The following is a 25,023-nucleotide window of genomic DNA, read 5'->3' as shown; positions in this document are numbered from 1 at the left end:
GTTCTGGATATCGCGCACCTGCGGCAGATTGGGCAGGCGCACACCCTTCGAATTCTCGGTCGGCGCCTTGCCGGTCATCTGCAGGATCGGTGTCTCGCGGCCCGGGTTCTTGTCGTAGAAGCCGGACTTCTTGGTCGCCTCATAGGCCGCCAGCGTCACCGGCAGGTAGCCCGACTTCTGGTGCAGATATTCCTGCACCTCGGTCTTGGAGAGATAGGCGAAAAAGGCCGCGACGCCCTTGTACTCCGCATCGGATTTGCCGCTGAAAACCCAGAGGCTTGCGCCGCCGGGCGTCGTGTTCTGCGGCGCGCCCTTGGCATCGCTGTCATACGGCAGTTGGCCGATGCCGTAGTTCATGCCCGACTTGACGATATCGCCGAGCCCGCCCGAGGACTCGGTAAAGATGCCGCATTCCCCGGCGAGGAATATCTGCTTGGCCTCGGAGGTGCGCCCGCCATATTTGAAAGTGCCATCCTTAGCGAGGTCAGCCAGCGCCTGAAAGTGGTTGACGAAAATCGGCGCATTGATCTTGAGCTCGACGTCGCCGCCGGCCAGTCCGTTCTGCTGGGTCGCCCAGGAAACATTGTTCCAGGCGGCAAAATTTTCCAGATGGATCCAGGTCAGCCAGGTCGAGGTGTAGCCGCAAGGGGCCGCGCCGCTCGCCTTGATCTTCTTCGCCGCTTCCCAGACCTCGTTCCAGGTCTTAGGCGGGTTGTTCACGTCGAGGCCGGCCTTCTGAAAGATGTCCTTGTTGTAGTAGAGGATCGGCGAGGAGGAATTGTAAGGGAAAGACAACATGGTGCCGTCCGGCTTCGAATAGTAGCCGACTATGCCGGGCAGATACTGGCTCTTATCGAACGTCATCCCCGCGCCCGTCAAAACTTCGGCCACGGGTTTGATCGCGCTCTCGGCCGCCATCATGACGCCGGTGCCGACATCGAAAACCTGGATGATGTCTGGCGCCTGGCCGGCGCGGAATGCGGCGATGCCTGCATTCAGCGTCTCGGGATAGGTGCCCTTGAAGACCGGAACGATCTGGTAGTCGCTTTGGCTGGCGTTGAAGTCCTTCGAGATCTTGTCGACGACTTCCGCATTGGCGCCCGTCATCGCATGCCACCAGCTGATCTGCGTGACAGCGAAAGCGGACGTGGTGGAAAGCAGGGTCAAGGTAGCGGCAACACCTGCCGCGAAGCCGAAGAGCTTCATGTTTTCATCTCCCGTTGTGATTGGCGAAAGGGGGGCTTCCGCAGAAACCAGTATGTGTTGCGCATGACAATCGGACAACGGTTTTGTTATGCGTCGATGAACATCAACTGATCCTAAAATAACGTGCATCAGTCACGGCCGGGCAGATTGCTTGCCGGCTTAGGATTGAGCGACTCCAACCATCGTGTGCGACAGCCGGCCTAACCTTATCCGCACTTACAACCCGAGACACACGCGTCGGTTGCAGGTCCACTAATCGATTCTTCAGCCGTCGGGCCTTAAGCAATCTTAACTTGATTGATGCGGGAAGATCAGGTGGGGCCAAATGTTGACCGTCTATAATTGCATCGTGCACGAGCACGATCTGAGGTTGGTCGCGCTTGCGGCGCTCATCTGCGGAATTTCTTCTTTCTCGGCGGTCAATCTTCTTCGCCATGTCGAGCAATCGACCAGTCGAAATCGCTACGCATGGCTGTTGATTGCAGCCACGGCGACCGGATTTGGCATCTGGGCGACGCACTTCGTCGCCATGATCGCCTTCACGCCGGGAATACCCAACGCCTATAACGCGGAGCTTTCCGCCCTTTCGCTGGCTGCCTCCGTAGTTCTGACAGCGGCCGGAATGTGGATCGCCACCATCCGCGGCGGCATTGATCACTACCTTGTCGGCGGCGCCGTGCTCGGCGTCGGCATTGCCGTGATGCACTATACCGGCATGGCGGCGTTCGAGGTCCAGGGCCGGATCGTCTGGAACGAGCTGCTCGTCGCTCTTTCGCTGGCGGCGGGCGTCACGCTTGCCGCGCTTTCGCTGCTCGTCGTGCTTCGCCGCCCGTCGACGCTTACGACGATCGCTGCCGCCGTCTTGCTCACACTGGCCATCTGCACACTGCATTTTATCGCCATGGCGGCGGTCTCGATTTATCCGGACTCCTCGATAGAGATCTCAAAATTCACCATCGCGCCGATGTCGCAAGCCTTTGCCGCCGCGGCGGCAAGCCTGGTCATCCTGGTGCTCTCGGCCGCGGCGCTCCGCATCGACCTGCGCTTCCGACGCCACCAGGCGGAAGCGCAGCGCATGCACGGCCTGGCCAACGCGGCGGTCGAGGGGCTGATCGTCTGCGACGGCAGCCGCATCGTCAGCGCCAACGACAGCATCGCGGCGCTGAGCGGCATCGCGCCCGGCACGCTGAACGTGATGACGCTTGGCGACCTCTTCGGCGAACGCATCGCCTCAGCCATCGCCGGCGGCAGCGGCCAGGCGCAGGAAGCCGAGCTGCGCAGCCAGGACGGCACCCGCATCCCGGTCGAGCTGATCGCCCGCAGCATCGACTATTGCGGCAAGCCTCACGACGTCGTCGCCGTCCGCGACATGCGCGAGCGCAAGAAGGCCGAGGAGGAGATCCTTCGCCTGGCGCATTTCGATCCGCTGACCGGGCTTGCCAATCGCCGCAGCTTCACCAGCCGCCTCGAGGCCGAGATCGCCACGGCAAGCGGCAAGGGCGGGCAGCTCGCGCTGATGCTTCTCGATCTCGACCGCTTCAAGGAGGTCAACGACCTCTTCGGTCATGCGGCCGGCGACGCCGCGCTGCAGAGGGTGGCGCAATGCGCTTCGGGCGTGCTCCGCCATGGGCAGATGCTCGCCCGCCTCGGCGGCGACGAGTTCGCCATCATCGCGCCGAACCTTCCCGACCCGCAGGCCGCAGGCCGCATCGCCGAGGCGGTGCTTTCCAAGCTGCGCCAGGAGAGCCAATTGTCGCCCGGCGGCGAGCTGGTGTCGGCCAGCATCGGCATTGCTCTTTACCCGCTGGACGCCGACGAGCAGGCGGCGCTGGTCAGCCATGCCGACACCGCGCTCTACCGCGCCAAGGCCGAGGGCAAGGACACTTATCGCTATTTCGAAGCTTCGATGGGCGCCGAGACGCGCGACAGGCGCGCCATGGAGCACGATCTGCGCCAGGCGGTTGCGCGCGGTGAGTTCCGGCTGGTCTATCAGCCGCAAAAAGAGATCAGCAGCGGCAAGATGATCGGTTTCGAGGCCTTGATCCGCTGGCATCATCCGGAGCGCGGCAACATCCCGCCGTCGGTCTTCATCCCGGTCGCGGAAGACAGCGGCGCCATCGCCCAGATCGGCGAATGGGTGCTGGCGACGGCCTGCGAGGAAGCCGTGCGCTGGAAAAATCCGCTGACCATCGCCGTCAATGTCTCGGCGGTGCAGCTCCACAACCCGAATTTCAGCCGCAAAGTGCACGAGATTCTGCTGCGTTCGGGACTTCCGGCCGGACGGCTGGAGCTTGAAGTGACCGAGACGGCGCTGATCAAGGATATGCCGCGGGCGCTGGCGACTCTGCGGCAGGTCAAGGCGCTTGGTATTCGCGTCGCGATGGACGATTTTGGAACCGGCTATTCATCGCTTTCCAATCTCCGCGCCTTCCCTTTCGACAAGATCAAGATCGACGGCTCCTTCATCAAGTCGGTCGACAGGAATGGCCAGGTCGCGGCCATCGTGCGCGCCGTGCTGGGTCTGGGGCGCGGCCTCGGCCTGCCTGTTCTGGCCGAAGGCGTCGAAACGCTGGACGAATTGCGCTTCCTCGATGCCGAAGACTGCGAGATCGGCCAGGGATACTATCTCGGCAGGCCAGGCCCGATCGAAACCTTCAGCGAGCTGACCGGCGTGCCGGCGGCCATGGATGCTGTCGAGGCCCGCGGCGGCAGCATCCTGATGCTCGAGCCGGCCGCCGCGCTGCGCTCAGCTTGACGGACTGAGCGCGGCCTCCACCAATCGCTTGGCGTCGGGGCTCGACCATTCCGCCGGGCCGTTCATATGTGCGATCAGGCAGCCTTCGCCGTCGATCAGCATCGTCACCGGCAGGCCAAGCGCCAGCCCGCGCGTCTTGGCCTCGTTGAACAGGCCCATCGTCGCATCCCGGTAGTAGCCGAGCGTCTCGATGCCGATCTCCTTCAGGAACTTTTTCGGCTTGGCGTCGTCGCCGGTGTCGACATTGACCGCGACGACCTCGAAAGCGTTGCCGCCCTTTTCCTTCTGCAACGCATCGAGCGCCGGCATTTCGGCGCGGCAGGGCGCGCACCATGTCGCCCACAGATTGAGCAGCACCGTCTTGCCGGCATGACCGGCGATCGTCGTCGGCTTGCCGTCGGGTCCGTTGAAGGCGAGGCCCTTCAGCGATTGCGGCGGATCCGCCGGCTGCAGCGCCGCGACCTGGCCGACTGCCTTTGCCGCAACCTGCTTGGCCCGTTCGGCCTTCGCCTTGCAAGCGACGTCGTCCTTGCCGGTGCTGGCCGCGGCAACCTGATCCGGCGCATTGTTGCCAGAACCGCTCTCGCTGACATATACCGCGACCGCGCCGGCCAGCACGCCCGCTACAAGCGCGGCGAGGATGAGGCGCGGGGCCGGGAAGAATTTATTGCCGTCTGCCATTTTCTTAAAAACTGCTCCGGAGCACGGGTTATAGCGATGAGCGACAAGAAGGCTAGCAACCAGATGTGGGGCGGACGTTTTGCCTCGGGTCCGGCCGCGATCATGGAAGCGATCAACGCATCGATCGCCTTCGACCGCAAACTCTACGCGCAGGACATCCGCGGCTCGATCGCCCACAGCGAGATGTTGGCTGAAACGGGCATTATTTCGGCCGCCGATCAAGAAAAAATCGCTCACGGCCTGAACACGATCCTGAAAGAGATCGAGGCCGGGAAATTCGAATTCTCGACCAAGCTCGAAGACATCCACATGAATGTCGAGGCGCGTTTGGCCGATCTGATCGGGCCGGCCGCCGGCCGCCTGCATACCGCCCGCTCGCGCAACGATCAGGTGGCGGTCGATCTGAAACTCTGGGTCAAGGAGGAATGCCAGCGCGTCGCCCAGGCACTGAAGGACCTCATCGCCGCCTTTCTCGAGCGCGCCGAGGAGCACGCCGCGACGGTCATGCCCGGCTTCACTCATATGCAGGCCGCGCAGCCGGTGACCTTCGGTCATCATTGCATGGCTTATGTCGAGATGTTCGGCCGCGATCTGTCGCGTGTCCGCGACGCCATCGAGCGCATGGACGAAAGCCCGCTGGGCGCCGCCGCGCTGGCCGGCACGAGCTTTTCCATCGACCGCCATATGTCGGCGAAGGCGCTCGGCTTCCGCGAGCCGATGCGCAATTCCCTCGACAGCGTGTCGGACCGCGATTTCGCGCTCGACTTCCTGTCCATCGCCGCGATCTGCGGCACGCATCTGTCGCGGCTCGCCGAGGAGATCATCATCTGGTCGACGCCGCAATTCGGCTTCGTCCGGCTCTCGGATAGCTTCTCCACCGGCTCCTCGATCATGCCGCAGAAGAAGAACCCCGACGCCGCCGAATTGGTGCGCGGCAAGACCGGCCGCATCAACGGCCATTTGGTCGGCTTGCTGACGGTGATGAAGGGCATGCCGCTGACCTATGGCAAGGACATGCAGGAGGACAAGGAATCGGTTTTCGACGTAGCCGAAACGCTCGACCTGATGCTGGCGGCGACCGCCGGGATGGTCCGCGACATGACCGTCAACGCCATCTCCATGAAAAAGGCCGCCGGCGCCGGCCATGCCACTGCCACCGACCTTGCCGACTGGCTGGTGCGTAATCTCGGCCTTCCCTTCCGAGAGGCCCATCACGTCACCGGCCGCGCCGTCGCGCTCGCCGAGGAGAAGAAGGTCGGCCTGGAAAAGCTCTCGCTGGAGGACCTCCGCTCGATCCATTCCGGTATCACCGACGGCATCTTCTCCGTGCTTGCCGTGCAGAATTCGGTGAAGAGCCGGACCAGCTTCGGCGGCACCGCGCCGTCGGAGGTGAAGAAGCAGATCCGCTATTGGAAAAAGCGGCTCGCCAAGGCGTGATGCCGGGATGCAATGCGCCGAAAACTCGGCTAAAAGCGCGGCTGGGACAAAACAGTTTCGAACGGATGGATCGATGACCCGAGGCAGGATTTTGGTGACGCTCGCGCTGCTGGCGGCGGTTGTCACCGTCACGGCCTGCGGCAGGAGAGGCGGCCTCGATACGCCTTACGAGGCTGCCGTGCAGGCGCGCAAGGATGCGGAGCGAGCCAAACAGCCGCTGCCGCCCGAGCCTGAGAAACCGGTCAAGGACAAGAAGTTCATTCTCGACCCCTTGCTCTAGAGCCGAGGAGATCATCCGATCTCATCGCGCTCCAATTTTCGGACCTCTCCCCGTGAACCATTTCGACTACCGCGACGGCGTTCTCTACGCCGAGGATGTGGCAATCCCCGGCATCGCCGCCAGCGTCGGCACGCCGTTTTACTGCTATTCGACCGCGACCCTGACCAGGCATTTCCGGGTCTTCAAGGAAGCTTTTGCCGGTCTCGACGCGCTGGTGTGCTACGCGATGAAGGCGAATTCCAACCAGGCCGTCCTGAAGACCCTGGCAAGACAAGGCGCCGGCGCCGACGTGGTGTCGGAAGGTGAACTGCGGCGCGCTTTGGCCGCCGGCATCCCCGCGAGCAAGATCCTGTTTTCCGGCGTCGGCAAGACCGCGCGGGAAATGGACTTCGCCCTCAATGCCGGCATCCTCTGCTTCAACGTCGAGTCCGAACCCGAACTCGAACTGCTGTCGGCGCGCGCCACAGCGCTCGGCAAGGTGGCGCCCGTCTCGCTGCGCATCAACCCGGATGTCGACGCCAGGACCCACAAGAAGATCTCCACCGGCAAGGCCGAGAACAAGTTCGGCATCCCGTGGCAGCGGGCGCGCCAGGTCTATGCCCGCGCGGCGGAGCTGCCGGGCATAAAGGTCACCGGCATCGACACCCATATCGGCAGCCAGATTACCGAGCTGCAGCCTTTCGACGACGCTTTCGCGCTGCTGGTGGAACTGGTCGGCGTGCTGCGCGCTGACGGACACGCCATCGAGCATGTCGATCTCGGCGGCGGCCTCGGCATTCCGTACCGCGTCGACAACAGCCCGCCGCCCTTGCCCGACGCCTATGCCGAGATCGTCCGCAAGCATGTCACCCGGCTCGGCCTGAAGGTGATGTTCGAGCCTGGCCGGCTGATCGTCGGCAATGCCGGCATCCTGGTCTCGGAAGTGATCTATGTGAAGGAAGGCGACGCCAAGAACTTCCTCGTCGTCGACGCCGCCATGAACGACCTGATCCGGCCGACGCTTTATGACGCCTTCCACGACATCAGACCGGTGGTGCAGCCGCCGGCTGCCACGCCGCGCATGACGGTCGATATCGTCGGCCCCGTCTGCGAGACAGGCGATTTCCTCGGCCTCGACCGCGATCTCCCCAGGCTGAAGGCCGGCGACCTCATCGCCGTCTCCACGGCCGGCGCCTATGGCGCGGTGCAGGCCGGCACCTACAACACAAGGCTCCTGGTGCCCGAAGTGCTGGTCGACGGCGACCGTTTTCACGTCGTACGGCCGCGCCCGACCTATGACGAGCTGATCGGGCTGGATTCATTGCCCGAGTGGCTGAAATAGAAGCACGAGGGTCCCGCGCTCAAAGGAGCAAGCCATGATGGAGACTGGAGCTATCACGCGGGATCGCATCGCCGCGGTGGAACCGCACATCCGCCCGTTCGTCCGCCACACGCCGGTAATGCGCGTCGACATGGCTGACTTCGGCCGGCCGGCCTTTCCGGTCGATCTGAAGCTCGAATGTCTGCAGCATTCCGGTTCGTTCAAGGCGCGCGGCGCCTTCACCAACCTGCTCGAGCGGCAGGTGCCCGCAGCGGGTGTGGTCGCCGCCTCCGGCGGCAATCATGGCGCCGCCGTCGCCTATGCCGCCATGAAGCTCGGGCACAAGGCCACCATCTTCGTGCCCGAGGTCAGCCCGCCGGCAAAGCTCGAGCGCATCCGCAGCTACGGCGCCGAGCTGGTGGTCGGCGGTGCGCGCTATGCCGAGGCGCTGGCCGCCAGCGAGGATTTTGCCGAACGAACCGGCGCCCTGCAGATCCACGCCTTCAACCAGGAAGAGACGCTCATCGGCCAAGGCACTCTCGGGCTCGAGATCGAAGCCGATCTGCCGGAGATCGAGACGCTGCTTGTCGCGGTCGGCGGCGGCGGCCTGATCGGCGGCATCGCCGCCTGGTTCGCTGGCCGCATCCGCATCATCGCCATCGAGCCCGAGGGCGCGCCGACGCTTCACCGCGCCTTCGAGGCCGGCAAGCCGGTCGATGCACCGGCCGAGGGCATCGCCGCCGATTCGCTGGCGCCGAAGCGCGTCGGCGAAATGATGTTCCCGATCGCGAAAGCTTTCGTCGAGCGCTCGATCCTGGTCAGCGACGACGACATCGTGGCGGCGCAGAAAGCGCTCTGGGAGCGCGCGCGAATCATCGCCGAGCCGGGCGGGGCCGCTGCCTTTGCCGCGATGCTTTCCGGCCGCTACGCGCCGGCTCCCGGCGAGCGCGTGGCCGTCCTGGTCTGTGGTTCCAATACGAACCCCGCGAATTTCTGATCGTAAAGGCGGCGAACCCGTCACAGATTTTGGAACCCGCCTCGCCTTCGCCGTGTTTGGTGTTATCCTCTGCTCATGAGGTCCGGGCGATCTTGCCCGGGCAGGAAGGGCCGATGACAGAACGACCCATTTCCAGCGGCGAACGCGGTCTAGCCGGGCGCCTTGCCTTGAGCCGGCTGGCGACGCGGGCCTCGATGATCTTCGAGCGCGGCTGGCCGTTGCTGTTGCCGCTGGCGGTGGTCGCCGGCCTGTTCCTCAGTGTCTCGTGGCTGGGCTTGTTCCAGCGCCTGCCGGATCTGGCGCGGATCGGCCTCCTGATCCTCTTCTCCATCTCGGCGCTCGCCGCGCTCTTTGCGCTGCGCTTCTTCCGCATTCCTTCCGCCGCCGAGGTCGACCGGCGCATCGAGGCAGCGAACGAGCTGTTGCACAGCCCCGTGCAGGTGCAGACCGACCGGCCGAGCGGCGCGGACAGCCTCTTCTCGCAGGCGCTGTGGCGCGAGCACCAGAAGCGCATGGCCGAGCGGCTCTCCAGCCTGGGCGCCGACCGGCCGCGCACAAGCGTGCCGGATTATGACCGCTGGGGCCTGCGGGCTGTGGTGGGGCTGCTGTTCGTCACCGCTTTTGCCTTCTCGTTCGGACCTTTCGGCGGCAGGATCAGCGACGGCTTCGTCGCCAGCGCCGCGCGCGATAGTGTGCCGCCGCGCATTGATGCCTGGGTGACGCCGCCTTCCTATACCGGCAAGCCGCCGCTGTTCTTGACCGCCGACGTGAACCAGGCCGCGCAGGCCTTCAGCGTCCCAGAGGGCAGCGACGTCTCGCTGCGCGTCACCGGCGGAACCGGCGAAGAGACGCTGAGCTATGCCGACGCGAACGGCAACGATCGCGCCATCGAGCCGGCTGCGCCGAAGGGCGCCGCGCCAGCCGCGGCGCAGCCGGGGTCCCCAGCCGGGCTCAAAGTGCGCCAGTTCTCCGGCAAGCTGAACACCAACGGCACGCTGCGGCTCAAGTCCGGCGAGGACGACCTCGGCCACTGGGCCTTCGCCATCATCCCGGACAAACCACCGACGATCCGTTTCGTCGGCGAGCCCAAGCGTGCCGTCAATGGCGCTATCGAGCTCAACTACCAGATCGACGACGACTATGGCGCGGCCTCCGCCAAGGCCGTCTTCGAGCTGTCTGAGCCGCCGCCGGCCAATGCGCATCCGCTCTACGGCCCGCCCGACATGCCGCTGACGCTGCCGCGCCGCGGCGGCAAGGCGAACGCGGCCAAGACGACCAAGGATCTGACCGAGCATGTCTGGGCCGGCAGCACCATCAAGCTGACGCTCACCGCCACCGACGATGCCGGCCATACCGCCACCAGTGAGACCAAGACGCTGGTGATGCCGGAGCGGCCCTTCTCCAATCCGCTGGCCCGCGCTGTGATCGAGCAGCGCCGCCTGTTGGCGCTCGACGCCAACGCCAAGCCGCGCGTGCTCGACCTGATGGACGCGATCACCCTGCGCCCCGAGGATACCTTCGACAACATGTCGCATTACCTGGCGATCATGAGCGCGAGGAGCCGGCTGAAGCTTGCCGAGAACGACGACCAGCTACGCAACGAGGTGGCTTATCTGTGGGAGATCGCGCTCGGCATCGAGGAAGGCAATCTGTCGGCCGCCGAGCGTCGGCTGCGCCAGGCGCAGCAGGCGCTACAGGACGCCATCAAAAACGGCGCCAGCGACGAAGAGCTCGAAAAGGCGATGAAGGAACTTCGCGAGGCGATGAACCAGTTCCTGCAGGAATTCGCCCAGCGCGCCCAGCAGAACCCGAACGCGCCGCAGATGCAGCAGAACGGTCGGGAACTGCGCCAGAGCGACATCAACCGGATGATGGACGAGATCGAGAATCTCGCCAAATCCGGCGACCGAGACCGGGCCCAGCAGTTGTTGTCGGAACTGCAGGACATGATGAACAACCTGCAGGCCGGGCGCCAGCAGCAGGCCGGCGAGCAGGACAGCGAGATGCGCCAGCAGATGGACAAGCTGGGCGAGATCATGCGGCGCCAGCAGGAGATGATGAACGATACCTTCCGCCTCGACCAGATGCAGCGCGGCGATCGGCAGCGCGGTGCAAATCGCGACGAGCAGCTGGGCGAGGATGGCGAGCAGTCGCAGGATGGGCAGAAGCCCGGTGATGACCGCGACCCGCTCGGCCGGCCGAAGCAAATGACGCCGCAGGAATTCGCGGATGCGCTGAAGCAGCTGCAGGAAGGTCAGGGCCAGCTGCAGAGCGAGCTCGACAAGCTGAAGAAGGGCCTCGAAGGCATGGGCATGCAGCCCAATGAGGGCTTTGGCGAGGCCGGCAAATCCATGGGCGATGCCGAGCAGGCGCTGGGCGAAGGCGAAGGCGACCAGGCGGTCGGCCACCAGGGCCGCGCGCTGGAGGCGCTGCGCCGCGGCGCCAAGGAGATGATGAAGCAGATGCAGGCCATGCAGGGCGACCAGGGCGGCAGCGAACAGGGCGGACGTCAGCAGGACGCCGACCGCGACCCGCTTGGCCGGCCGCGCGCCACGAAGGGCCCCGACGACGGCAACTCCGTCAAGGTGCCCGACGAGATCGACGTGCAGCGCGCCCGCCAGATCCTCGAAGCGATCCGCAAGCGCCTCGGCAACGCGCTCAGCCCGGACATCGAGCGCAGCTACCTCGAACGCCTGCTCGAACTGAAATAGCGCCCACACCGGTCACCGCCGACATGCCGAAGCTTGGAACCGTCACGCCGATCCTGCGCATGTTCGATACCGTCAAGGCGCGAGAGTTCTATCTCGACTTCCTCGGTTTCGAGGTCCGCTTCGAGCATCGCTTCGACGACAACGCGCCGCTCTATATGGGCGTCGCCCGCGACGGCTGCGAGCTGCATTTGAGCGAGCATCATGGCGACGGCTCGCCCGGTGCCAATATACGCATCGAAGCGACCGGCATCATTGAGCTGCATCGCGAGTTCAAGGCCAAGAACTACCGCTTCAACAGGCCGGGCCTTGAGACGACGCCTTGGCAGACGAAGGAGGTCACGGTGATCGATCCGTTCGGCAATCGCCTGACCTTTTTCGAAAGAGACTGAGGTAGCGGGCAGCCGCAGGTCGCTCTCGCCACACGCATTGCAGGCCGCGCTGCCTGCCGGTATCGTCATCGTCAAGGGAGACTGGCGATGATCGACTTCTGGTTCTCCATCGGCAGCACCTACACCTATCTTTCGGTGATGCGTCTCGCCGAGGTTGCGGCTGAGACCGGCATCGAGTTCCGCTGGCGACCCTTCAATGTGCGCGCCATCATGATCGAGATGGACAACATTCCCTTTGCCAAGAAGCCGGCGAAGGCGGCTTATATGTGGCGCGACATCGAGCGCCGAGCGGCGATGTACAGGATGGTGCCGAAACTGCCGGCCCCCTACCCGCTGGCCGAGCTCGAACGCGCCAATCGCGTGGCTCTCATCGCGGCGCACGAGGGCTGGTGCGAAGCCTATGCCCGGGAAAGCTACCGGCGCTGGTTCGAAATGGGTGAGCCGGCGGGTAGCGAGCCAAACATTTCGGCGAGCATCGAGAAGGCCGGACAGAAAGCGGAGCCGGTTCTTCGGCGGGCCGACAGCGATGACGCCAAGGCCGAGCTCGCGGCCGCGACGGAGCAGGCCAAGGCGCTCGGCATCTTCGGCTCGCCGAGCTTCGTCGTCGACGGCGAGCTGTTCTGGGGCGACGATCGCCTTGAGGATGCCATGCGCTGGCTCAAGCAGATGGAGAGCGGACCGCCGGATTGAGCGGACCGTTTCGTAAGTCAAAGACTGACTGTTGCCTGTGCCTGCCTGGTCAGCATGAAAGCCTCACGGATCGCGTTTTCCATCCCGTCGATCGCTTCGCCCGTCGCCAGCGGATTGCGGTGCAGCACCACATTCGAGGAATCGATGTCGCCGAAGCCGTCGGCGGCGGTCAGCTCGCGGCAATCGGGCGGGATGTTGCTGCGCGAGATCGGTGCGATCGCCAGGCCAGAAGTGACCGCCAGCGTCAGGCCGCCATTGGTGTCGCTGGTGTAGGCGACGCGGTAGTCGAGGCCGCGCTGCTGCAGCGACTTGATCGCGAAGTCCCGGCACCAGCCATTGCGGCTGTAAAGCGCGATCGGCACCGGCCGCTCCTCATGCATGTGATGCAGCGTTGACGTCACCCATACCGTGGGATCGTGCATCAGCACATCGCCGCCGGAAAAACCTTCCCACTCGAACACCACCGCAAGGTCGAGTTCGCCGGCCGCAAGCGCCCTCACCTGCGAGTCGGAATGCGCGTAACGCACCGTGACCTCCACGCGCGGGTGACGTTTGGCGAATTCGCCAAGTGCCCGCGACAAGATCGACCGTCCGTATTCGGCAGGAATGCCGATGCGCACCAGCCCGCCGAGCGGCGGCGCGACCAGCGATGCCGCCGTCTCGTCGAGCAGCGAGACGATGCGGCGGGCGTTGGCGATCAGCTCGCCGCCGCGACGTGTCAGCGCCACCCCGCGAGAGCCGCGTTCGAACAGGCTGTCGCCCACCATGTCTTCCAGCTTCTTCATCTGCATGGACACCGCCGACTGGGTGCGTCCGGCCTTTTCGGCCGCCTTGGTGAAATTGCCGGTCTCGGCCACCGCCACGAAGGTGCGCAGGAGGTCGCTGTCGAGGGTGGGCTTCATCGATGCCGCCATAAGAAATTTTTATTGCTGGTATCATTCCAATTCGTTTGCAACATGTCAAACGCCGCAGGATAGTTGCTCTACCCATTGGATATGCGGCCGTGAGATTCGGCCGCGGACCAATTCGAAGAGTCCTCACTCGTGCCCGCTGCCCGAAACGGTGGCGGGCTCTTTTTCACTGGAACGAACATGCAGAACCGGATGGTGCTTGGCATTTTGAGCCTCTGCCTCGGCGTTCTCGTCTTTTCGTTGCAGGACCCGCTGGTGAAGGCGGTTTCGGGCAGCTATCCGGTGACGGAAGTGATGGCGATCCGCGCCCTCGTGGCGCTGCCGATCCTGGTCGTTATCGTCCAGGCCGATGTCGGCCTGACAGCCTTGCTGTCGAAACGAGCGGGCATGCTGACGCTGCGCGGCTTCATCCAATTCAGCTCCTACACCGTCTACTATCTGGCGATTGCCGCCCTCTCGCTGGCCGACGCGATAGCGCTCTATTTCATGGCGCCGCTCTTTATCATGTTGCTTGCCGGGCCTTATCTCGGCGAGCACGTCTCCGGGCGGACGCTGACGACGGTGCTGATCGGCCTCGTGGGCGTGGTCGTGATGTTGCGTCCGGGCGCCGGATTATTCGACTGGGCGGCACTGCTGTCGCTCGGCTCGGCATTCCTCTACGGGTTCTCGCAGCTGATGGCGCGCCGGATCGGCGAGACCGAATCCTCGACGGTGATGGCCTTCTACCAGAACGGCGCCTATCTCACCGGCGCTGTGGCGGTCGCCGCGGTGTTTCATCTTGCCGGCATCACCCATGCGGGCCACCCGAGCCTCGACTTCCTGGTGCGGCCCTGGGTCTGGCCGGCGCTGCCGGACTTCCTGAAGATGGCGGCCTGCGGCTTCGTTGCCTCCGCCGGCATGATCTTGCTGTCGCAGGCCTACCGGATGGCGCCCGCCAACCGGGTCGCAACCTTCGAATACACGGGCATCCTCTGGTCGCCGCTGTGGGGCTTCCTGTTCTTCGCCGAGGTCCCGCGGTCAACGACGGTGCTGGGCGCGGCGCTGATCATCGGCGCCGGTCTGGCCGCACTCAACGGTGAGCGCCGACGCGGCGCAGCACCTGCAATCGCAGCGACCGGCGATGCCGTCTAAACGATCAAGCGAAGCAGCTTAATGCCCGTCCGACGCGGGCGCGTATTTCGGCAAGCGTGAACGGCTTCTGCACGACGTCGAGGATGATGCCGTTCAATTCCTCGGCGCGCTCGCGCTGGTCGGCATAGCCGGTCATCAGCATGATCTTCATGGCCGGAAACTGTTTTGCCGCCGCGGACGCCATCTCGATGCCGTCCATCTCCGGCATGCGGATATCGGACACCACGAGATCGTAGCTGCCGCGCTGCTGGCGGATCAGGGTGAGCCCCTGCGCGCCATCGGCGGCGATGGTGACACTGTGCCCATCACGCTCCAGCGCGCGGGCAGCGAGGGTGCGGACGGATTCATCGTCCTCGACGATCAAAAGCTTTGCCATGCCGAGATAGATGCCGCCGAAACGTTGACGTTTTCTGAAGATTTGAAACGTCTATGCGGCCTATTTCGGCGCGACCTTACTTGTCGCCTTTCACGACCCCGACAAACGGCAATTCCCGGAAAGCATGCGCGACGTCCATGCCGTAGCCGACGACGAAATAATCGGGGCAGTCGAAGCCGACATAATCGGCGTTGAGCGTGGTCTGGCGGCGCATGCGCTTGTCGAGCAGCACCGCGATGGCGCAGCTCCTGGCGCCGCGCGACAGCATCAGGTCGCGGGTGAAGGAAAGCGTCTTGCCGGATTCGAGGATGTCGTCGATCAAAAGAACGTCGCGGCCGGCGACCTCGTTGTCGATGTCGCGCAGCACCTTGACCTCGCCGCTTGTGGTGCCGGCTCCATAGCTGGAGATGAAGATGAATTCGACCTCGGGCGACAGGCCGACATCGTGCATGGCGCGGATAAGATCGGCGGCAAAGACGAACGCGCCTTTCAGTATCGATATCACAAGCAGGTCGTGATAGTCGCGCCCGGCGATTTCCTTGGCGAGCTCGAGATTGCGCCGGGCGATCGCCGACGCCGAAAACAGGACCTCGATGTCCTTGCCGCGTACAACTGGCATAGCTTTTTCCTTCAGAATCGCCTGCAACGCCGGAGGGGCTAGGTGCATCAATATTCAGGTCAGGCCGAGCCCAAAATAGCGGGTTCCGAGAACCGGAGCGGAGCGGGCACCTGAGCGCCCAAGCGCAGGAAACCACTATTTGCAGGCCGGCATTAGCTGAACATCGATGCACCTACCCGGCGAAGGTGACCGATACGGCCCTCACGCCGTTTCTAGGCACATCGAGCCGGCTGGAAAAGCCGAATCTTTCGCCGGGCGCCAGCGAGCGGTTGGATGTCCCCAGCCTGTAGCGGATGACGTTGCTGGCATTGTCCGTGACGCGGATCTCGAGCGGCGGCAGCGACTCCGCCCGTACGCCGTCATTGGCGGCCTCGCCGTCGATGAACAGGATGGGCTTCAGCCCCGAGGTATCGATTCGCGACGTCACACCGGAAATGCTGAGCGCGCTTGCCGGCTGCGCAGCCGCCCAGAAGGGGCTCTGACGCACCAGGGCATGTCCGCCCGACACCCAGAAAGCCACGAGTGCGGCGCCCACTCCGGCGGCCCAGAAGATTGGACCGCCACGCGAGGCCGGCCGCGCCGGCGCGGCCTCCGGTTTGCGCAGCATGCCCATGCCAGCGATGGATGGCGTCGAGGGCGCTTGCGGCGGCAACGGCGCCGCAATCGGTTCCGAACGGGCGGCGAATCGCGGCAGCACCACATAGTCGGCATCGACGACATCGGTGTCGAGGATGACGCGCTCCGGCGCGGCCTTTGTCGCCGTGCCGGTCATGATTTCGCCGGAAACAGAGCGCGCGGTTCTATCCTCAGCCATTACGGCCCCAGTGCAATCTTCGTTGCTTTTGGGTAAACGCAAATGGTTAACGCTTCCCCACCGGAACTGCTGTGAAACGTCGAAAGCGCGCAGAAATTAACCAACGATTAACCATGCCGGCCGATGGTCTTGGCAGAGAACAGGCTGGCGGGATGCCGCCTAAGGTTTCAGGTCGCCGAACGTGATCCGCTTCGAAAATGTCGGCCTCCGCTATGGCATGGGTCCGGAGATCCTCCGCGACATTTCCCTGCACATTCCGGAGCGCTCCTTTCAGTTCCTGAGCGGCCCCTCGGGCGCCGGCAAGACCACCTTGCTGCGCCTGCTTTTCATGTCGCTGAAGCCGACGCGCGGCCTGATCACCATTTTCGGCAAGGATCGTTCGCGCATCTCGCGCGGCGAGTTGCCGCTGCTCAGGCGCCGCATCGGCGTGGTGTTCCAGGATTTCCGCCTGCTTGACCACATGACCACTTACGAGAACGTGGCGCTGCCGTTGCGCGTGCGCGGGCGCGAGGAGGCGAGCTATCGCACCGACGTCACCGAGCTCCTGAAATGGGTTGGCCTCGGGGAGCGCATGCATGTGCTGCCGCCGGTGCTGTCGGGCGGCGAGAAGCAGCGTGCTGCGATCGCTCGCGCGCTGATCGAGCAGCCCGAGATCCTGCTTGCCGACGAGCCGACCGGCAATGTCGATCCGCCGCTGGCGCGCCGGCTGCTGAGGCTCTTCATCGAGCTCAACCGGCTCGGCACCGCCGTGGTGATCGCAACCCACGACCTCGGCCTGATGGAGCAGGTCGATGCCCGGCGCATGATTCTCGCCGGCGGAAGGCTGGACGTTTATGACTGAACTTCCGGCCGATCACCTGCACGAGGAAGCCGCCGAGACGCCGGCTGCCGTTCGGCGCGTTCAGCGCAAGATGGCGCCGATCGTGCCGGCGCACAACATCGCCGGCCGGGCGCTGGTGCTGGTCATCGCCATCATGACCTTCCTGTCCTGCCTGACCTTCGGCGCCGTGACGCTGGTGCGCGACACCGCCTCGGTGTGGGAGAACCAGATCTCGCGCGAGGCGACGATCCAGATCAAGCCCGTTGAGGGTCTCGACATGGAAGCAGCCCTCGCGCAGGCCTCTGAGATCGCCAGCGAGTTCCCGGGTGTGAAGGGTACGAGGATCGTCGACCGCGATGCGACGGCGCGCCTTTTGGAGCCGTGGCTGGGCACCGGCCTCAACATCGATGAACTGCCGGTGCCGCGCCTCATCGTCGTGACCATCGACGAAGCCAATCCGCCCGACTTCGCGGCCATGCGCGCCGCGATCACGCCCAAGCTGCCGAGCGCCGCGCTCGACGACCATCGCACCTGGGTCGACCGGCTGGTCGCCATGGCGCATACGACAGTGACGATCGGCTTTGCCGTTTTGGCGCTGATATTATCGGCGACGGTGCTGACGGTGGTGTTCGCCACGCGCGGCGCCATGGCCGGCAACGGCCACATCATCGAGGTCCTGCATTTTGTGGGCGCCGAGGCCCGCTTCATCGCGCGCGAATTCCGTTGGCATTTCCTGGTCACCGGCATGAAGGGCGCCGCCGCCGGAGGTGCCGCCGCTATCTTGGTCTTCATCGTCTTTTCCTGGTGGTCGTCGCGCAACATGGCGACGCCTGAGGCCGACCAGGCGACCGCGCTGTTCGGCAATTTCGCGATCGGCTCGACCGGCTATCTCGGCGTCGCCCTGATGGTGCTGGTGATCGGCGCGCTGACCGCGGCGACCTCACATGCCACGGTCGTCGCCTATCTCAGTGAGATCGACATCCGGCAGCCGGAGGCAAGCTGATCATGACGCGAAACCAAGTGTGGCGCGAATGCAAGAGTTGGCAAGTTGGGTTCCAATGCGACCCGGACCTTACAAGTGCATGATCACGCAAGGGAAACTGCCGTAACGCAATGTGCGCCGTGCTATCTATGAAAGGCGACGTTTCAGAGTTAACCATTGGATGTTTTCAGGATTAACCTGGGGATGATGGACGCGCGGGACTCGATCGGAACGGCTGGACGGATGCCAGCGGCGCTTACGCGCGGTGCTGCGTCTGCAAGAACCGGTCGTCTCAGATTTGCGCTTCGTTTCTGCGGTTTCTTCGTGCTTGCCCTGCTGGCGCTTTTCGCCGGCGGCTTCGGCTGGTTTGCCGACAAGGTCAGCAACATGACGACGCCGGTCAATCCGGCCAGGGCCGACGCAATCATCGTGCTCACCGGTGGTCAGTCGAGGCTCGACGCCGCCATGGATCTGCTGGCATCAGGCAAGGGCGAGCGGCTCTTGATCAGCGGTGTGCACCCCACTGCGAGCCGCCGCCAATTGCAAGCGGCAATGGGCGGCGACAAGCAGCTGTTCTCCTGCTGCGTCGACATCGACCGCGCCGCGCTCGACACGATCGGCAATGCCGAGGAGAGCGCCAAATGGGTGGAAAGCCACGCCTATGGCAGCATCATCGTCGTCACCAACAACTACCACATGCCGCGCAGCCTGCTCGAGATGGGCCGGCTGCTGCATGGCGCGCGGCTTGAGCCCTATCCGGTGGTCAACAACAAGCTCGGCAATGGCAGCTGGCTGACCAAGCCGGAAGCGCTGCGCGTGCTGCTCACCGAATACAGCAAATATGTGTTGGCGCTGGCGCGCGGCATCGTCCCGCTTCGGCCGACCACCGAGGGCGTCACGCTCGCCGAAGCCTCTACGGTGAGCAAGAACTAAGTTTCGCCAGACGCGCTGTTGCGCAGGCGTGCGATCTCCTGCTCCAGACCGGCAATGCGTCTATCCCGCTCGGCGAGCGCCGCGGCCACATCCGCCGCCTCGAAGCGCTGCGGAATGTGCTGCGGGCAATTTGCATCCCAGGCCGTGACGCTGAACAGGATCGCCTGCTCCGGCCGCGCCTTGTAGTTGGCCGGCATCAGCCTCGCCGTCAGCTCCGCATCGTCCTCGACGACGCGCGCCGTGCCCCAGATCTTGATGCGCTGCCGAAGCATGTAGTCGATCAGGAACAGGAAAGCCTGGGAATTGTCCGCAAGATTGCCCTGGGTGATGAACTGCCGGTTCCCCGAGAAATCGGCAAAGCCGATCGTATGCCCGTCCAGCACCTTCAGGAAGCCGGCTGGCCCGCCGCGATGCTGAACATAAGGTTGACCTCCGCCATTGGCTGTCGCCAGGAACACGCTGGTCTGCGCCTCGATGAAGGCAGCGAGGTCGGGCGTGATCGTCGCCCGCCAGCCGCCGCGCTCCTCGACCCGCGCATAAGATGCGCGCGAGCCCTTGCGGGACTGGATGGCCTTGACCGTAGGGGTAAAGGCGACGTCGCTGGTGAAGGCGTCCATGGCGGCGGTCCTCTGCCAAAGTGGAACGACATGTAGCCCCTTCCGAAATCCGGAGCTAGAAGGCATAGTTGCAATCCATCCTTCCACATTTCGGAAGAATAGATGGACCGCCTCGACGCCATGTCCTTGTTCGTAGCCACGGTGGAGGCCGGCAGCCTTTCCGCCGTCGCGCGACACGCCGGCGTACCGCTCGCCACCGTCAGCCGCAAGCTCTCCGAACTGGAGAGGCACCTCAAGACGCGTCTGCTCAACCGCTCGACGCGGCGCCTCACCTTGACGGACGCTGGTCGTTCCTATCTCGCCGCCTGCCGCCGTATTCTCGATGAGGTGGGCGAAGCCGAACGAGCCGCCGCTGGCGAATATTTGAGCCCGACCGGCGAGCTGGTGATCACTGCGCCGGTCGTCTTCGGCCGCCTGCATGTGCTGCCGGTCGTCACAGATTTTCTGGCCGCCTATCCCGAGGTCGACATCCGCCTGACGCTGTCCGATCGGATCACGCAACTGATCGAGGAGCATATCGATCTTGCCGTGCGCATCGGCGAGCTGCCGGATTCGGCCATGGTCGCAGCGCGCGTCGGCCAGATCCGCCGCATCGTCTGCGCCAGCCCGGCATATCTTGCGAAGCATGGCACGCCGTTCGAACCGCGCGACCTTTCAGGCCACAACTGCATCACCTTCGAAGGGCTTGCCTCTCCCGCGACGTGGAGCTTCGGCACCGGCAAGAGCGAAACCGTGGTTCCGGTCCGCTCGCGGCTGCAGCTCAACACCGCCGAGGCAGCAATCGATGCGGCGATCGCCGGCCTCGGCCTGACGAGGGTGCTCTCCTATCAGGCGGACGCCGCGGTGCGCGCCGGCGCGCTTCATGTCGTGCTCGAGCCGTTCGAGCCGCCGCCATGGCCGGTCAATCTCCTGCATGCCGGTCAGGGCCTGCTGCCGGTGAAGCTGCGCGCCTTCCTCGATTTCGCGGCGCCCCGCCTGAAGGAGCGGCTGGCGCGCTCGCTGTGATGCGCCCCACCGTCGCGCCGTTTCCTTTTTGCCCGCGCTTGGTGTAACCAACGCTCACTTCCACACCGGGCCCTTTCCCGCATGCTCATTATCCGCTCGCTGGCGTTCAACCTAGCCTTCTATCTCAGCCTGGTCGTTCAGATGATCTTCTGGACGCCCTTCTATTTCCTGTCGCCCCGCCACCGCGCCTGGTTCGTGCCGAAATTCTGGTCGCGCACCTCGATGTGGCTTTACGACAAGATCGCCGGCACCAGGAGCGAAATCACGGGCGCCGAGAACCTGCCTGAGGGGTCCTTCATCCTGGCGCCGAAGCATCAGTCCTTCTGGGACGCGATCGCCTTTTTTCCTTATCTCGACGACGCCTTGTATATCCTGAAGCGGGAACTGACCTGGATCCCCTTCTTCGGCTGGTACATCATGAAGATGCGCATGATCCCGGTCGACCGCGGCAGCCGCTCCAAGGCGCTGAAAGCGGTCGTTGCCGCGACAAGGCAGGAGATGGCGCGCAACCCGCGTCAGCTTATCATCTACCCGGAAGGCACTCGTCGCCCACCGGGCGCCGAGCCGTCCTACAAATACGGCATCGTCGAGCTCTATACCCAGCTGGGCGTTCCCGTGGTGCCGGTCGCCCATGTCGCCGGCCTCTACTGGCCGCGCCGCAAGTTCATGCGTTATCCGGGCACCATAAAGGCCCGTTTCCTGCCGCCGATTCCTCCGGGGCTCGACAAGGAGGAGTTCATGCAGCGGCTGATCGGCGAGACCGAGACCGCCTGCGACGAGCTGCTGGTCGAGGCCTCGCGCGCGCCGAACCCGCCGCCGATGCCGCCGACGGCGGTGAAGCGGCTGGCAGAGCTCGGCGCTGCGCCGAAGGCCTGAGCTCCCCTTACGGCAGCCCCGCCAGTGCAGTCGTCAGCACCAGCGTCGCCGCGAAGACGAGATTGATGATCCGCGACGCCAATGGATCGCGCAGCAGCCTCGCGAAAATCGTCCCAGCGAGAAGCCAGAGCACATGAATGGCGACGATCATCGCTGCCAGCACCAAAAGCTTGGTCGAAATCCCGAGCCCGTCGACCGTGGATGAAGCTCCCGCGAAGACCGCGCCGATCGCCACATAGGCTTTCGGGTTGGCGACGGCGAGCATGAAGCCGCCGAAGAAGGTGGGACGCGCCGCCGCATTGCCGCCTTGGGCAAGCGGCGGCGCTGTCGCGATCCTGAAGGCAAGGTAGAGGATATAGAGGGCCGAAGCGACAGTCAGCAACGGCGCCAGCCCCGGCACCGAGGCGAGCATGCCGAATATCCCGGCGGCCACAACCAGGAGCACGGCCATCGTTCCAAGCACGATGCCGGACATATAACCCAGCGAAGGCCGCAGCCCGAAAGCGGCGCCGACGGCGGTGACGCTGATCGTCGCCGGACCTGGGCTACCCATGACAACGGTCGCCGCCATGACCAGCGCCAGCACCTGCTGCCAGGGCTGCGCTTCAGACAGAACGTCTCCGGTCATCCCGAACCTCAATTCCTGCCGCGATCGGGCAGGAATTATCGCGAGGTACCGAAAAGGTCTTGAACGATCGTGCGTGGGACCTACTGCACTAACGCATGTTGGATCCGGGTCAGGCCGGCACCCCCTGAATAGCGACACGCCTTAAGCGCTGGCGCGATCGAGCGCTGCGATGTCGTCGGCGGAAAGCTTGAGCGATGCGGCGCGGATCAGGCTTTCCATCTGTGCGGGCGTCGTGGCGCTGGCAATCGGCGCGGTGATGCCCGGCCGCGCCATGATCCAGGCGAGCGCCACTTCGGCCTGCTTGGCCGAATGGCGCCCGGCCGCGGCATCGAGCGCGGAGAGAATGCGCATGCCGCGCTCGTTGAGATACTCGGCCACGTCTTCGCCACGCTCGCTCCGGCCAAGGTCGGCCTTGCTGCGGTATTTGCCGCTGAGAAACCCCTTGGCCAGGCTGAAATAGGTGATGACGCCGAGGCCTTCAGCCTTGCACAGGTCGAGCAGCGGGCCGTCCAGCGAAGAGCGATCGTACAGGTTGTATTCGGGCTGCAGAACCTCGTAACGCGGCAGGCCCCGCAGGCTGGCGACATCCAGGGCCGCGCGCAATTGCCCCGCATCGAGATTGGAGCAGCCCGGGTAGCGGATCTTGCCCTTATCGAGCAGGCGCTGATAGGCGCCGAGCGTTTCCTCGTAAGGCGTCGCCGGGTCCGGCCAGTGCGACAGATAGAGGTCGATGACGTCGGTCTGCAGCCGCTTGAGCGATTGGTCGACCGCCTTTTCGATATAGGCTGCGGAGAGGTCCCGCCTGCCCTGTCCCATGTCGGAGCCGACCTTGGTGATGACGACGATGCTGTCCCGGTTGCCGCGGCTCTTCATCCAGTTGCCGATGATGGTTTCGGATTCGCCGCCTTTGTTGCCCGGCGCCCAGCGCGAATAGGCGTCCGCCGTGTCGACTGCGTTAAAGCCGGCCTCGGCAAAGCGGTCGAGCAGGTCGAACGAGGTCTTCTCGTCGGCGGTCCAACCGAAGACGTTGCCTCCAAGGACCAGCGGCGCGATGGAAAGGTCGGTGCGACCGAGACGGCGTTTCTGCAAGACTGATCTCCGTGATGCTGGGAAGGGCCTGGATGCCCAGAGGATGGATTGCGGCTAAGCTAGGTCGTGCCTTGCCCAGGTCAAAGGCATGGTTTTGCTTTTTGATCGGGCCAGATCTTCACGAAGGCGCGACCTGCCGCCCCACCTCTTCCAGCCAGTGGTCGCGGATGCCGAGCGCCCTCAGATGCTCCACTGTGCTCAGGACATAGTCTTCGTTCCTGCCCGATTGGCCCACGGCGCCGCGCACGACTTTTGCCGCATGGTCGGCGTCGAGCCCGCCGGCATATTGCTCATGCGCGCGGTCGACGATGTAGGCGACCGCTTCGACCGTTCCGCCTTGTCCCGCCCCATCCAGCCGGACATCGAGAGTGCGTTCGAGATAGACGCTGGTCACCAGCTCGCGCTCGCGCAGATAGGAAAGCACTTCGTCACGCAAATCGCCGGGCACGCGGAAGGCGAGCCCGACGCAGGAGCCGCCGCGGTCGAGGCCGAGCACCAGGCCCGGCCGCTCACGCGTACCGCGATGGACGAAGGAATAGACGCAGAGCGACCGGCGGAAGCCGTAAAGACGGGCGCGCCGCGTCTCGACATGTGCGAAACCGGGCCGCCAGATCAGCGACCCGTAGCCAAAAACCCAAAAATCGCCCATATCGCCAAGCCTGATTGCATTCGAGTGACGACACCACACCGGTAAGGTGCTTCTTCTGTCCCCGCTTGTCGTGCGTAAGAACAACCACCCGCTCGCCGCATGAGGGGTTAACGAGAGCCGCAGCATGACGTCAAGTGACGAGCGATCGCGCAAACCTCGCCGCCGGCTGTTCTGGCTTGCGGCGTTCATCTTGATGCTGTTCGCGCTCTACAGCGGCGGATGGTTCTATCTCGCCGGCAAGGTCAAGACCGAGGCCGAGCGGGCCGTGGCCGAGCTTGGAGGCAAGGGCATCAAGGCCGACTGCGCCAATCTCACGGTCAGCGGTTATCCACTGGACTTCACGGTCGCCTGCGACAGCCTGGCCTATCAGGACGATGCCAGGAATGTAGCGGCCTCGACCGGCGATATGAACGTCGTCGCTCGCATCACCCAGCCTCTGTCGCCCGTGGCGAACCTGCGCGGGCCGTTGCGGACTGTGGCGCCGGGCATGCCGCCGCTTTGGCTCGACTGGGACAAGCTGCACGCCACGGTCAAGCTGTCATGGCCGCTTCCGCGCCGCATTTCGCTTCAGGCGGAAGGCTTGTCTGGACAGACCGATCCGGCCGACGACACCGATCCCGTGCAGCTGTTCAGCGCCGGCCAGGCGGCCGGCCAGCTGCAGCCGAACGGCCAGGACCTCGTCTATACCGGCAGCTTTGGCGACCTGAAGATCGACGCGGAAGCTGTCGGCGGACGCGTGCTGCCGGAACTCGACGGCGCCGGCGAAGCGACAGTGAAGAACGGCGTCGCGCTGATTAAGGCGCCGCCGAAAAGCCTGCGCGGCCAGTCGGTCGAGATTGCCAGCCTCGACGTGTCATCAGGCACGGCGCGCGTAACTGTGTCCGGGCCGATCTCGATCGACGCCGACGGCCTGATCGATGCAAATCTGTCGATCAAGCTAAAGGACCCAAAGGCCGTAGCGGCGATCCTCGCCGGCGCCATTCCCGAGCACAAGAGCGAGATCGAGCAGGGTTTTGCCGGCATTGCCATGCTCGGCAACCAACCGTCCATGCCGCTCAAGATCGTGAAGGGCAAGGCTTCGCTTGGCTTCATCCCGCTCGGCAAGATCAAGCCGGTCGATTGAGGCT

Annotated in this window: 25 protein-coding genes; 15 read left to right on the top strand and 10 right to left on the bottom strand. The window is 64.5% G+C overall.

Going from position 1 to position 25,023, the window contains the following annotated elements; all coding sequences use genetic code 11:
• The coding region (gene ugpB / locus EOA32_RS07200; protein WP_128371314.1) for a sn-glycerol-3-phosphate ABC transporter substrate-binding protein UgpB at positions 1-1,206 on the bottom strand (1,206 nt) is incomplete at its 3' end.
• 325 nt (positions 1,207-1,531) lie between these two features.
• Here ugpB and EOA32_RS07195 point away from each other — a divergent pair.
• Positions 1,532-3,961 carry an EAL domain-containing protein gene (locus EOA32_RS07195; protein WP_128371313.1) on the top strand — a complete coding sequence of 810 codons (2,430 nt, stop codon included), beginning with the start codon at positions 1,532-1,534 and terminating at the stop codon, positions 3,959-3,961.
• Here EOA32_RS07195 and EOA32_RS07190 read toward each other — a convergent pair.
• A complete protein-coding gene (locus tag EOA32_RS07190; RefSeq protein ID WP_128371312.1) occupies positions 3,953-4,642 on the bottom strand; it encodes a TlpA disulfide reductase family protein in 690 nt (229 codons plus the stop codon). The genes EOA32_RS07195 and EOA32_RS07190 overlap by 9 nt on opposite strands.
• A 36-nt stretch (positions 4,643-4,678) precedes the next feature.
• On the opposite strand from EOA32_RS07190, the gene argH reads away from it, so the two are divergent.
• The 7 genes from argH to EOA32_RS07155 all read left to right on the top strand — a co-directional run bounded on the left by argH (position 4,679) and on the right by EOA32_RS07155 (position 12,446).
• Complete coding sequence (gene argH / locus EOA32_RS07185) at positions 4,679-6,079, top strand: argininosuccinate lyase (RefSeq protein ID WP_128371311.1); 1,401 nt, start codon at positions 4,679-4,681, stop codon at positions 6,077-6,079.
• Positions 6,080-6,152: 73 nt separating this feature from the next.
• Positions 6,153-6,359, top strand: a complete 207-nt coding sequence (locus EOA32_RS07180; RefSeq protein WP_066990222.1) for a lipoprotein — start codon at positions 6,153-6,155, stop codon at positions 6,357-6,359.
• A gap of 52 nt (positions 6,360-6,411) precedes the next feature.
• Positions 6,412-7,680, top strand: coding sequence for a diaminopimelate decarboxylase (gene lysA / locus EOA32_RS07175; RefSeq protein WP_128371310.1), 1,269 nt, complete (start codon positions 6,412-6,414; stop codon positions 7,678-7,680).
• A 34-nt stretch (positions 7,681-7,714) separates the two neighbouring features.
• On the top strand, positions 7,715-8,656 hold the full coding sequence (locus EOA32_RS07170; RefSeq protein WP_128371309.1) for a threonine/serine dehydratase: 942 nt from the start codon (positions 7,715-7,717) through the stop codon (positions 8,654-8,656).
• A gap of 113 nt (positions 8,657-8,769) precedes the next feature.
• The gene (locus EOA32_RS07165; protein WP_128371308.1) at positions 8,770-11,367 is read left to right on the top strand and encodes a TIGR02302 family protein; all 2,598 of its coding nucleotides are present in this window, start codon (positions 8,770-8,772) and stop codon (positions 11,365-11,367) included.
• Positions 11,368-11,390: 23 nt separating this feature from the next.
• On the top strand, positions 11,391-11,756 hold the full coding sequence (locus tag EOA32_RS07160) for a glyoxalase superfamily protein (RefSeq protein ID WP_066990233.1): 366 nt from the start codon (positions 11,391-11,393) through the stop codon (positions 11,754-11,756).
• An 87-nt stretch (positions 11,757-11,843) separates the two neighbouring features.
• Positions 11,844-12,446 carry a 2-hydroxychromene-2-carboxylate isomerase gene (locus tag EOA32_RS07155; RefSeq protein WP_095782433.1) on the top strand — a complete coding sequence of 201 codons (603 nt, stop codon included), beginning with the start codon at positions 11,844-11,846 and terminating at the stop codon, positions 12,444-12,446.
• 17 nt (positions 12,447-12,463) lie between these two features.
• Here the strand turns inward: EOA32_RS07155 and EOA32_RS07150 are convergent, their stop codons facing one another.
• Positions 12,464-13,348, bottom strand: a complete 885-nt coding sequence (locus tag EOA32_RS07150; RefSeq protein WP_095782779.1) for a LysR substrate-binding domain-containing protein — start codon at positions 13,346-13,348, stop codon at positions 12,464-12,466.
• Positions 13,349-13,537: 189 nt separating this feature from the next.
• Between EOA32_RS07150 and EOA32_RS07145 the strand changes: the two genes are divergently transcribed.
• On the top strand, positions 13,538-14,488 hold the full coding sequence (locus tag EOA32_RS07145) for a DMT family transporter (RefSeq protein WP_128371307.1): 951 nt from the start codon (positions 13,538-13,540) through the stop codon (positions 14,486-14,488).
• Positions 14,489-14,492: 4 nt separating this feature from the next.
• Here EOA32_RS07145 and EOA32_RS07140 read toward each other — a convergent pair whose 3' ends face one another.
• From EOA32_RS07140 to EOA32_RS07130, 3 genes are all read right to left on the bottom strand, one after another.
• On the bottom strand, positions 14,493-14,864 hold the full coding sequence (locus tag EOA32_RS07140) for a response regulator (protein WP_066990239.1): 372 nt from the start codon (positions 14,862-14,864) through the stop codon (positions 14,493-14,495).
• A gap of 76 nt (positions 14,865-14,940) precedes the next feature.
• Complete coding sequence (hpt, locus tag EOA32_RS07135; protein ID WP_128371306.1) at positions 14,941-15,483, bottom strand: hypoxanthine phosphoribosyltransferase; 543 nt, start codon at positions 15,481-15,483, stop codon at positions 14,941-14,943.
• Between the two features lie 172 nt (positions 15,484-15,655).
• Positions 15,656-16,297 (bottom strand): hypothetical protein, encoded by a 642-nt coding sequence (locus tag EOA32_RS07130; RefSeq protein WP_128371305.1) that lies wholly within the window; start codon positions 16,295-16,297, stop codon positions 15,656-15,658.
• Between the two features lie 181 nt (positions 16,298-16,478).
• Between EOA32_RS07130 and ftsE the strand changes: the two genes are divergently transcribed.
• The 3 genes from ftsE (at position 16,479) to EOA32_RS07115 (ending at position 19,032) form a co-directional block, all read left to right on the top strand.
• On the top strand, positions 16,479-17,138 hold the full coding sequence (gene ftsE, locus EOA32_RS07125) for a cell division ATP-binding protein FtsE (RefSeq protein WP_066990245.1): 660 nt from the start codon (positions 16,479-16,481) through the stop codon (positions 17,136-17,138).
• The gene (locus EOA32_RS07120; protein ID WP_095779349.1) at positions 17,131-18,120 is read left to right on the top strand and encodes an ABC transporter permease; all 990 of its coding nucleotides are present in this window, start codon (positions 17,131-17,133) and stop codon (positions 18,118-18,120) included. Before ftsE ends, EOA32_RS07120 begins: the two co-directional genes overlap by 8 nt.
• 183 nt (positions 18,121-18,303) lie before the next feature.
• Complete coding sequence (locus EOA32_RS07115; RefSeq protein WP_095779348.1) at positions 18,304-19,032, top strand: YdcF family protein; 729 nt, start codon at positions 18,304-18,306, stop codon at positions 19,030-19,032.
• Here the strand turns inward: EOA32_RS07115 and EOA32_RS07110 are convergent.
• Positions 19,029-19,649, bottom strand: a complete 621-nt coding sequence (locus tag EOA32_RS07110; RefSeq protein ID WP_128371304.1) for a pyridoxamine 5'-phosphate oxidase family protein — start codon at positions 19,647-19,649, stop codon at positions 19,029-19,031. The genes EOA32_RS07115 and EOA32_RS07110 overlap by 4 nt on opposite strands.
• Before the next feature lie 102 nt (positions 19,650-19,751).
• On the opposite strand from EOA32_RS07110, the gene EOA32_RS07105 reads away from it, so the two are divergent.
• Entirely contained in the window at positions 19,752-20,654 is a 903-nt protein-coding gene (locus tag EOA32_RS07105; protein ID WP_066990257.1) for a LysR family transcriptional regulator, read from the top strand.
• Between the two features lie 81 nt (positions 20,655-20,735).
• The gene (locus EOA32_RS07100) at positions 20,736-21,530 is read left to right on the top strand and encodes a 1-acyl-sn-glycerol-3-phosphate acyltransferase (RefSeq protein WP_066990260.1); all 795 of its coding nucleotides are present in this window, start codon (positions 20,736-20,738) and stop codon (positions 21,528-21,530) included.
• Positions 21,531-21,537: 7 nt separating this feature from the next.
• On the opposite strand, the gene EOA32_RS07095 is transcribed toward EOA32_RS07100, so the two are convergent.
• The 3 genes from EOA32_RS07095 to EOA32_RS07085 all read right to left on the bottom strand — a co-directional run bounded on the left by EOA32_RS07095 (position 21,538) and on the right by EOA32_RS07085 (position 23,896).
• Positions 21,538-22,158 (bottom strand): LysE family translocator, encoded by a 621-nt coding sequence (locus tag EOA32_RS07095; protein ID WP_128371303.1) that lies wholly within the window; start codon positions 22,156-22,158, stop codon positions 21,538-21,540.
• A 141-nt stretch (positions 22,159-22,299) separates the two neighbouring features.
• A complete protein-coding gene (locus tag EOA32_RS07090) occupies positions 22,300-23,247 on the bottom strand; it encodes an aldo/keto reductase (RefSeq protein WP_066990266.1) in 948 nt (315 codons plus the stop codon).
• Positions 23,248-23,365: 118 nt separating this feature from the next.
• A complete protein-coding gene (locus tag EOA32_RS07085; protein ID WP_066990269.1) occupies positions 23,366-23,896 on the bottom strand; it encodes a gamma-glutamylcyclotransferase in 531 nt (176 codons plus the stop codon).
• 124 nt (positions 23,897-24,020) lie between these two features.
• Between EOA32_RS07085 and EOA32_RS07080 the strand changes: the two genes are divergently transcribed.
• Positions 24,021-25,019 carry a DUF2125 domain-containing protein gene (locus EOA32_RS07080; protein ID WP_128371302.1) on the top strand — a complete coding sequence of 333 codons (999 nt, stop codon included), beginning with the start codon at positions 24,021-24,023 and terminating at the stop codon, positions 25,017-25,019.
• Positions 25,020-25,023 lie beyond the last annotated feature (4 nt).

Origin of the sequence: Mesorhizobium sp. M1A.F.Ca.ET.072.01.1.1, assembly GCF_004023325.1 — a bacterium.
Classification (GTDB): Bacteria; Pseudomonadota; Alphaproteobacteria; order Rhizobiales; family Rhizobiaceae; genus Mesorhizobium.
The sequence above is the reverse complement of the archived record's forward strand: the minus strand, read 5'-3'. Positions and strand labels throughout refer to the sequence as shown.

Bases quoted from the DNA above. Each gene is read 5' to 3' on its own strand.
- EOA32_RS07195 (WP_128371313.1), top strand. From the start codon at position 1,532: ATGTTGACCGTCTATAATTGCATCGTGCACGAGCACGATCTGAGGTTG.
- EOA32_RS07190 (WP_128371312.1), bottom strand. From the start codon at position 4,642: ATGGCAGACGGCAATAAATTCTTCCCGGCCCCGCGCCTCATCCTCGCC.
- argH (WP_128371311.1), top strand. From the start codon at position 4,679: ATGAGCGACAAGAAGGCTAGCAACCAGATGTGGGGCGGACGTTTTGCC.
- EOA32_RS07180 (WP_066990222.1), top strand. From the start codon at position 6,153: ATGACCCGAGGCAGGATTTTGGTGACGCTCGCGCTGCTGGCGGCGGTT.
- EOA32_RS07170 (WP_128371309.1), top strand. From the start codon at position 7,715: ATGATGGAGACTGGAGCTATCACGCGGGATCGCATCGCCGCGGTGGAA.
- EOA32_RS07165 (WP_128371308.1), top strand. From the start codon at position 8,770: ATGACAGAACGACCCATTTCCAGCGGCGAACGCGGTCTAGCCGGGCGC.
- EOA32_RS07160 (WP_066990233.1), top strand. From the start codon at position 11,391: ATGCCGAAGCTTGGAACCGTCACGCCGATCCTGCGCATGTTCGATACC.
- EOA32_RS07155 (WP_095782433.1), top strand. From the start codon at position 11,844: ATGATCGACTTCTGGTTCTCCATCGGCAGCACCTACACCTATCTTTCG.
- EOA32_RS07150 (WP_095782779.1), bottom strand. From the start codon at position 13,348: ATGAAGCCCACCCTCGACAGCGACCTCCTGCGCACCTTCGTGGCGGTG.
- EOA32_RS07145 (WP_128371307.1), top strand. From the start codon at position 13,538: ATGCAGAACCGGATGGTGCTTGGCATTTTGAGCCTCTGCCTCGGCGTT.
- EOA32_RS07140 (WP_066990239.1), bottom strand. From the start codon at position 14,864: ATGGCAAAGCTTTTGATCGTCGAGGACGATGAATCCGTCCGCACCCTC.
- hpt (WP_128371306.1), bottom strand. From the start codon at position 15,483: ATGCCAGTTGTACGCGGCAAGGACATCGAGGTCCTGTTTTCGGCGTCG.
- EOA32_RS07130 (WP_128371305.1), bottom strand. From the start codon at position 16,297: ATGGCTGAGGATAGAACCGCGCGCTCTGTTTCCGGCGAAATCATGACC.
- EOA32_RS07120 (WP_095779349.1), top strand. From the start codon at position 17,131: ATGACTGAACTTCCGGCCGATCACCTGCACGAGGAAGCCGCCGAGACG.
- EOA32_RS07115 (WP_095779348.1), top strand. From the start codon at position 18,304: ATGATGGACGCGCGGGACTCGATCGGAACGGCTGGACGGATGCCAGCG.
- EOA32_RS07110 (WP_128371304.1), bottom strand. From the start codon at position 19,649: ATGGACGCCTTCACCAGCGACGTCGCCTTTACCCCTACGGTCAAGGCC.
- EOA32_RS07105 (WP_066990257.1), top strand. From the start codon at position 19,752: ATGGACCGCCTCGACGCCATGTCCTTGTTCGTAGCCACGGTGGAGGCC.
- EOA32_RS07100 (WP_066990260.1), top strand. From the start codon at position 20,736: ATGCTCATTATCCGCTCGCTGGCGTTCAACCTAGCCTTCTATCTCAGC.
- EOA32_RS07095 (WP_128371303.1), bottom strand. From the start codon at position 22,158: ATGACCGGAGACGTTCTGTCTGAAGCGCAGCCCTGGCAGCAGGTGCTG.
- EOA32_RS07085 (WP_066990269.1), bottom strand. From the start codon at position 23,896: ATGGGCGATTTTTGGGTTTTTGGCTACGGGTCGCTGATCTGGCGGCCC.
- EOA32_RS07080 (WP_128371302.1), top strand. From the start codon at position 24,021: ATGACGTCAAGTGACGAGCGATCGCGCAAACCTCGCCGCCGGCTGTTC.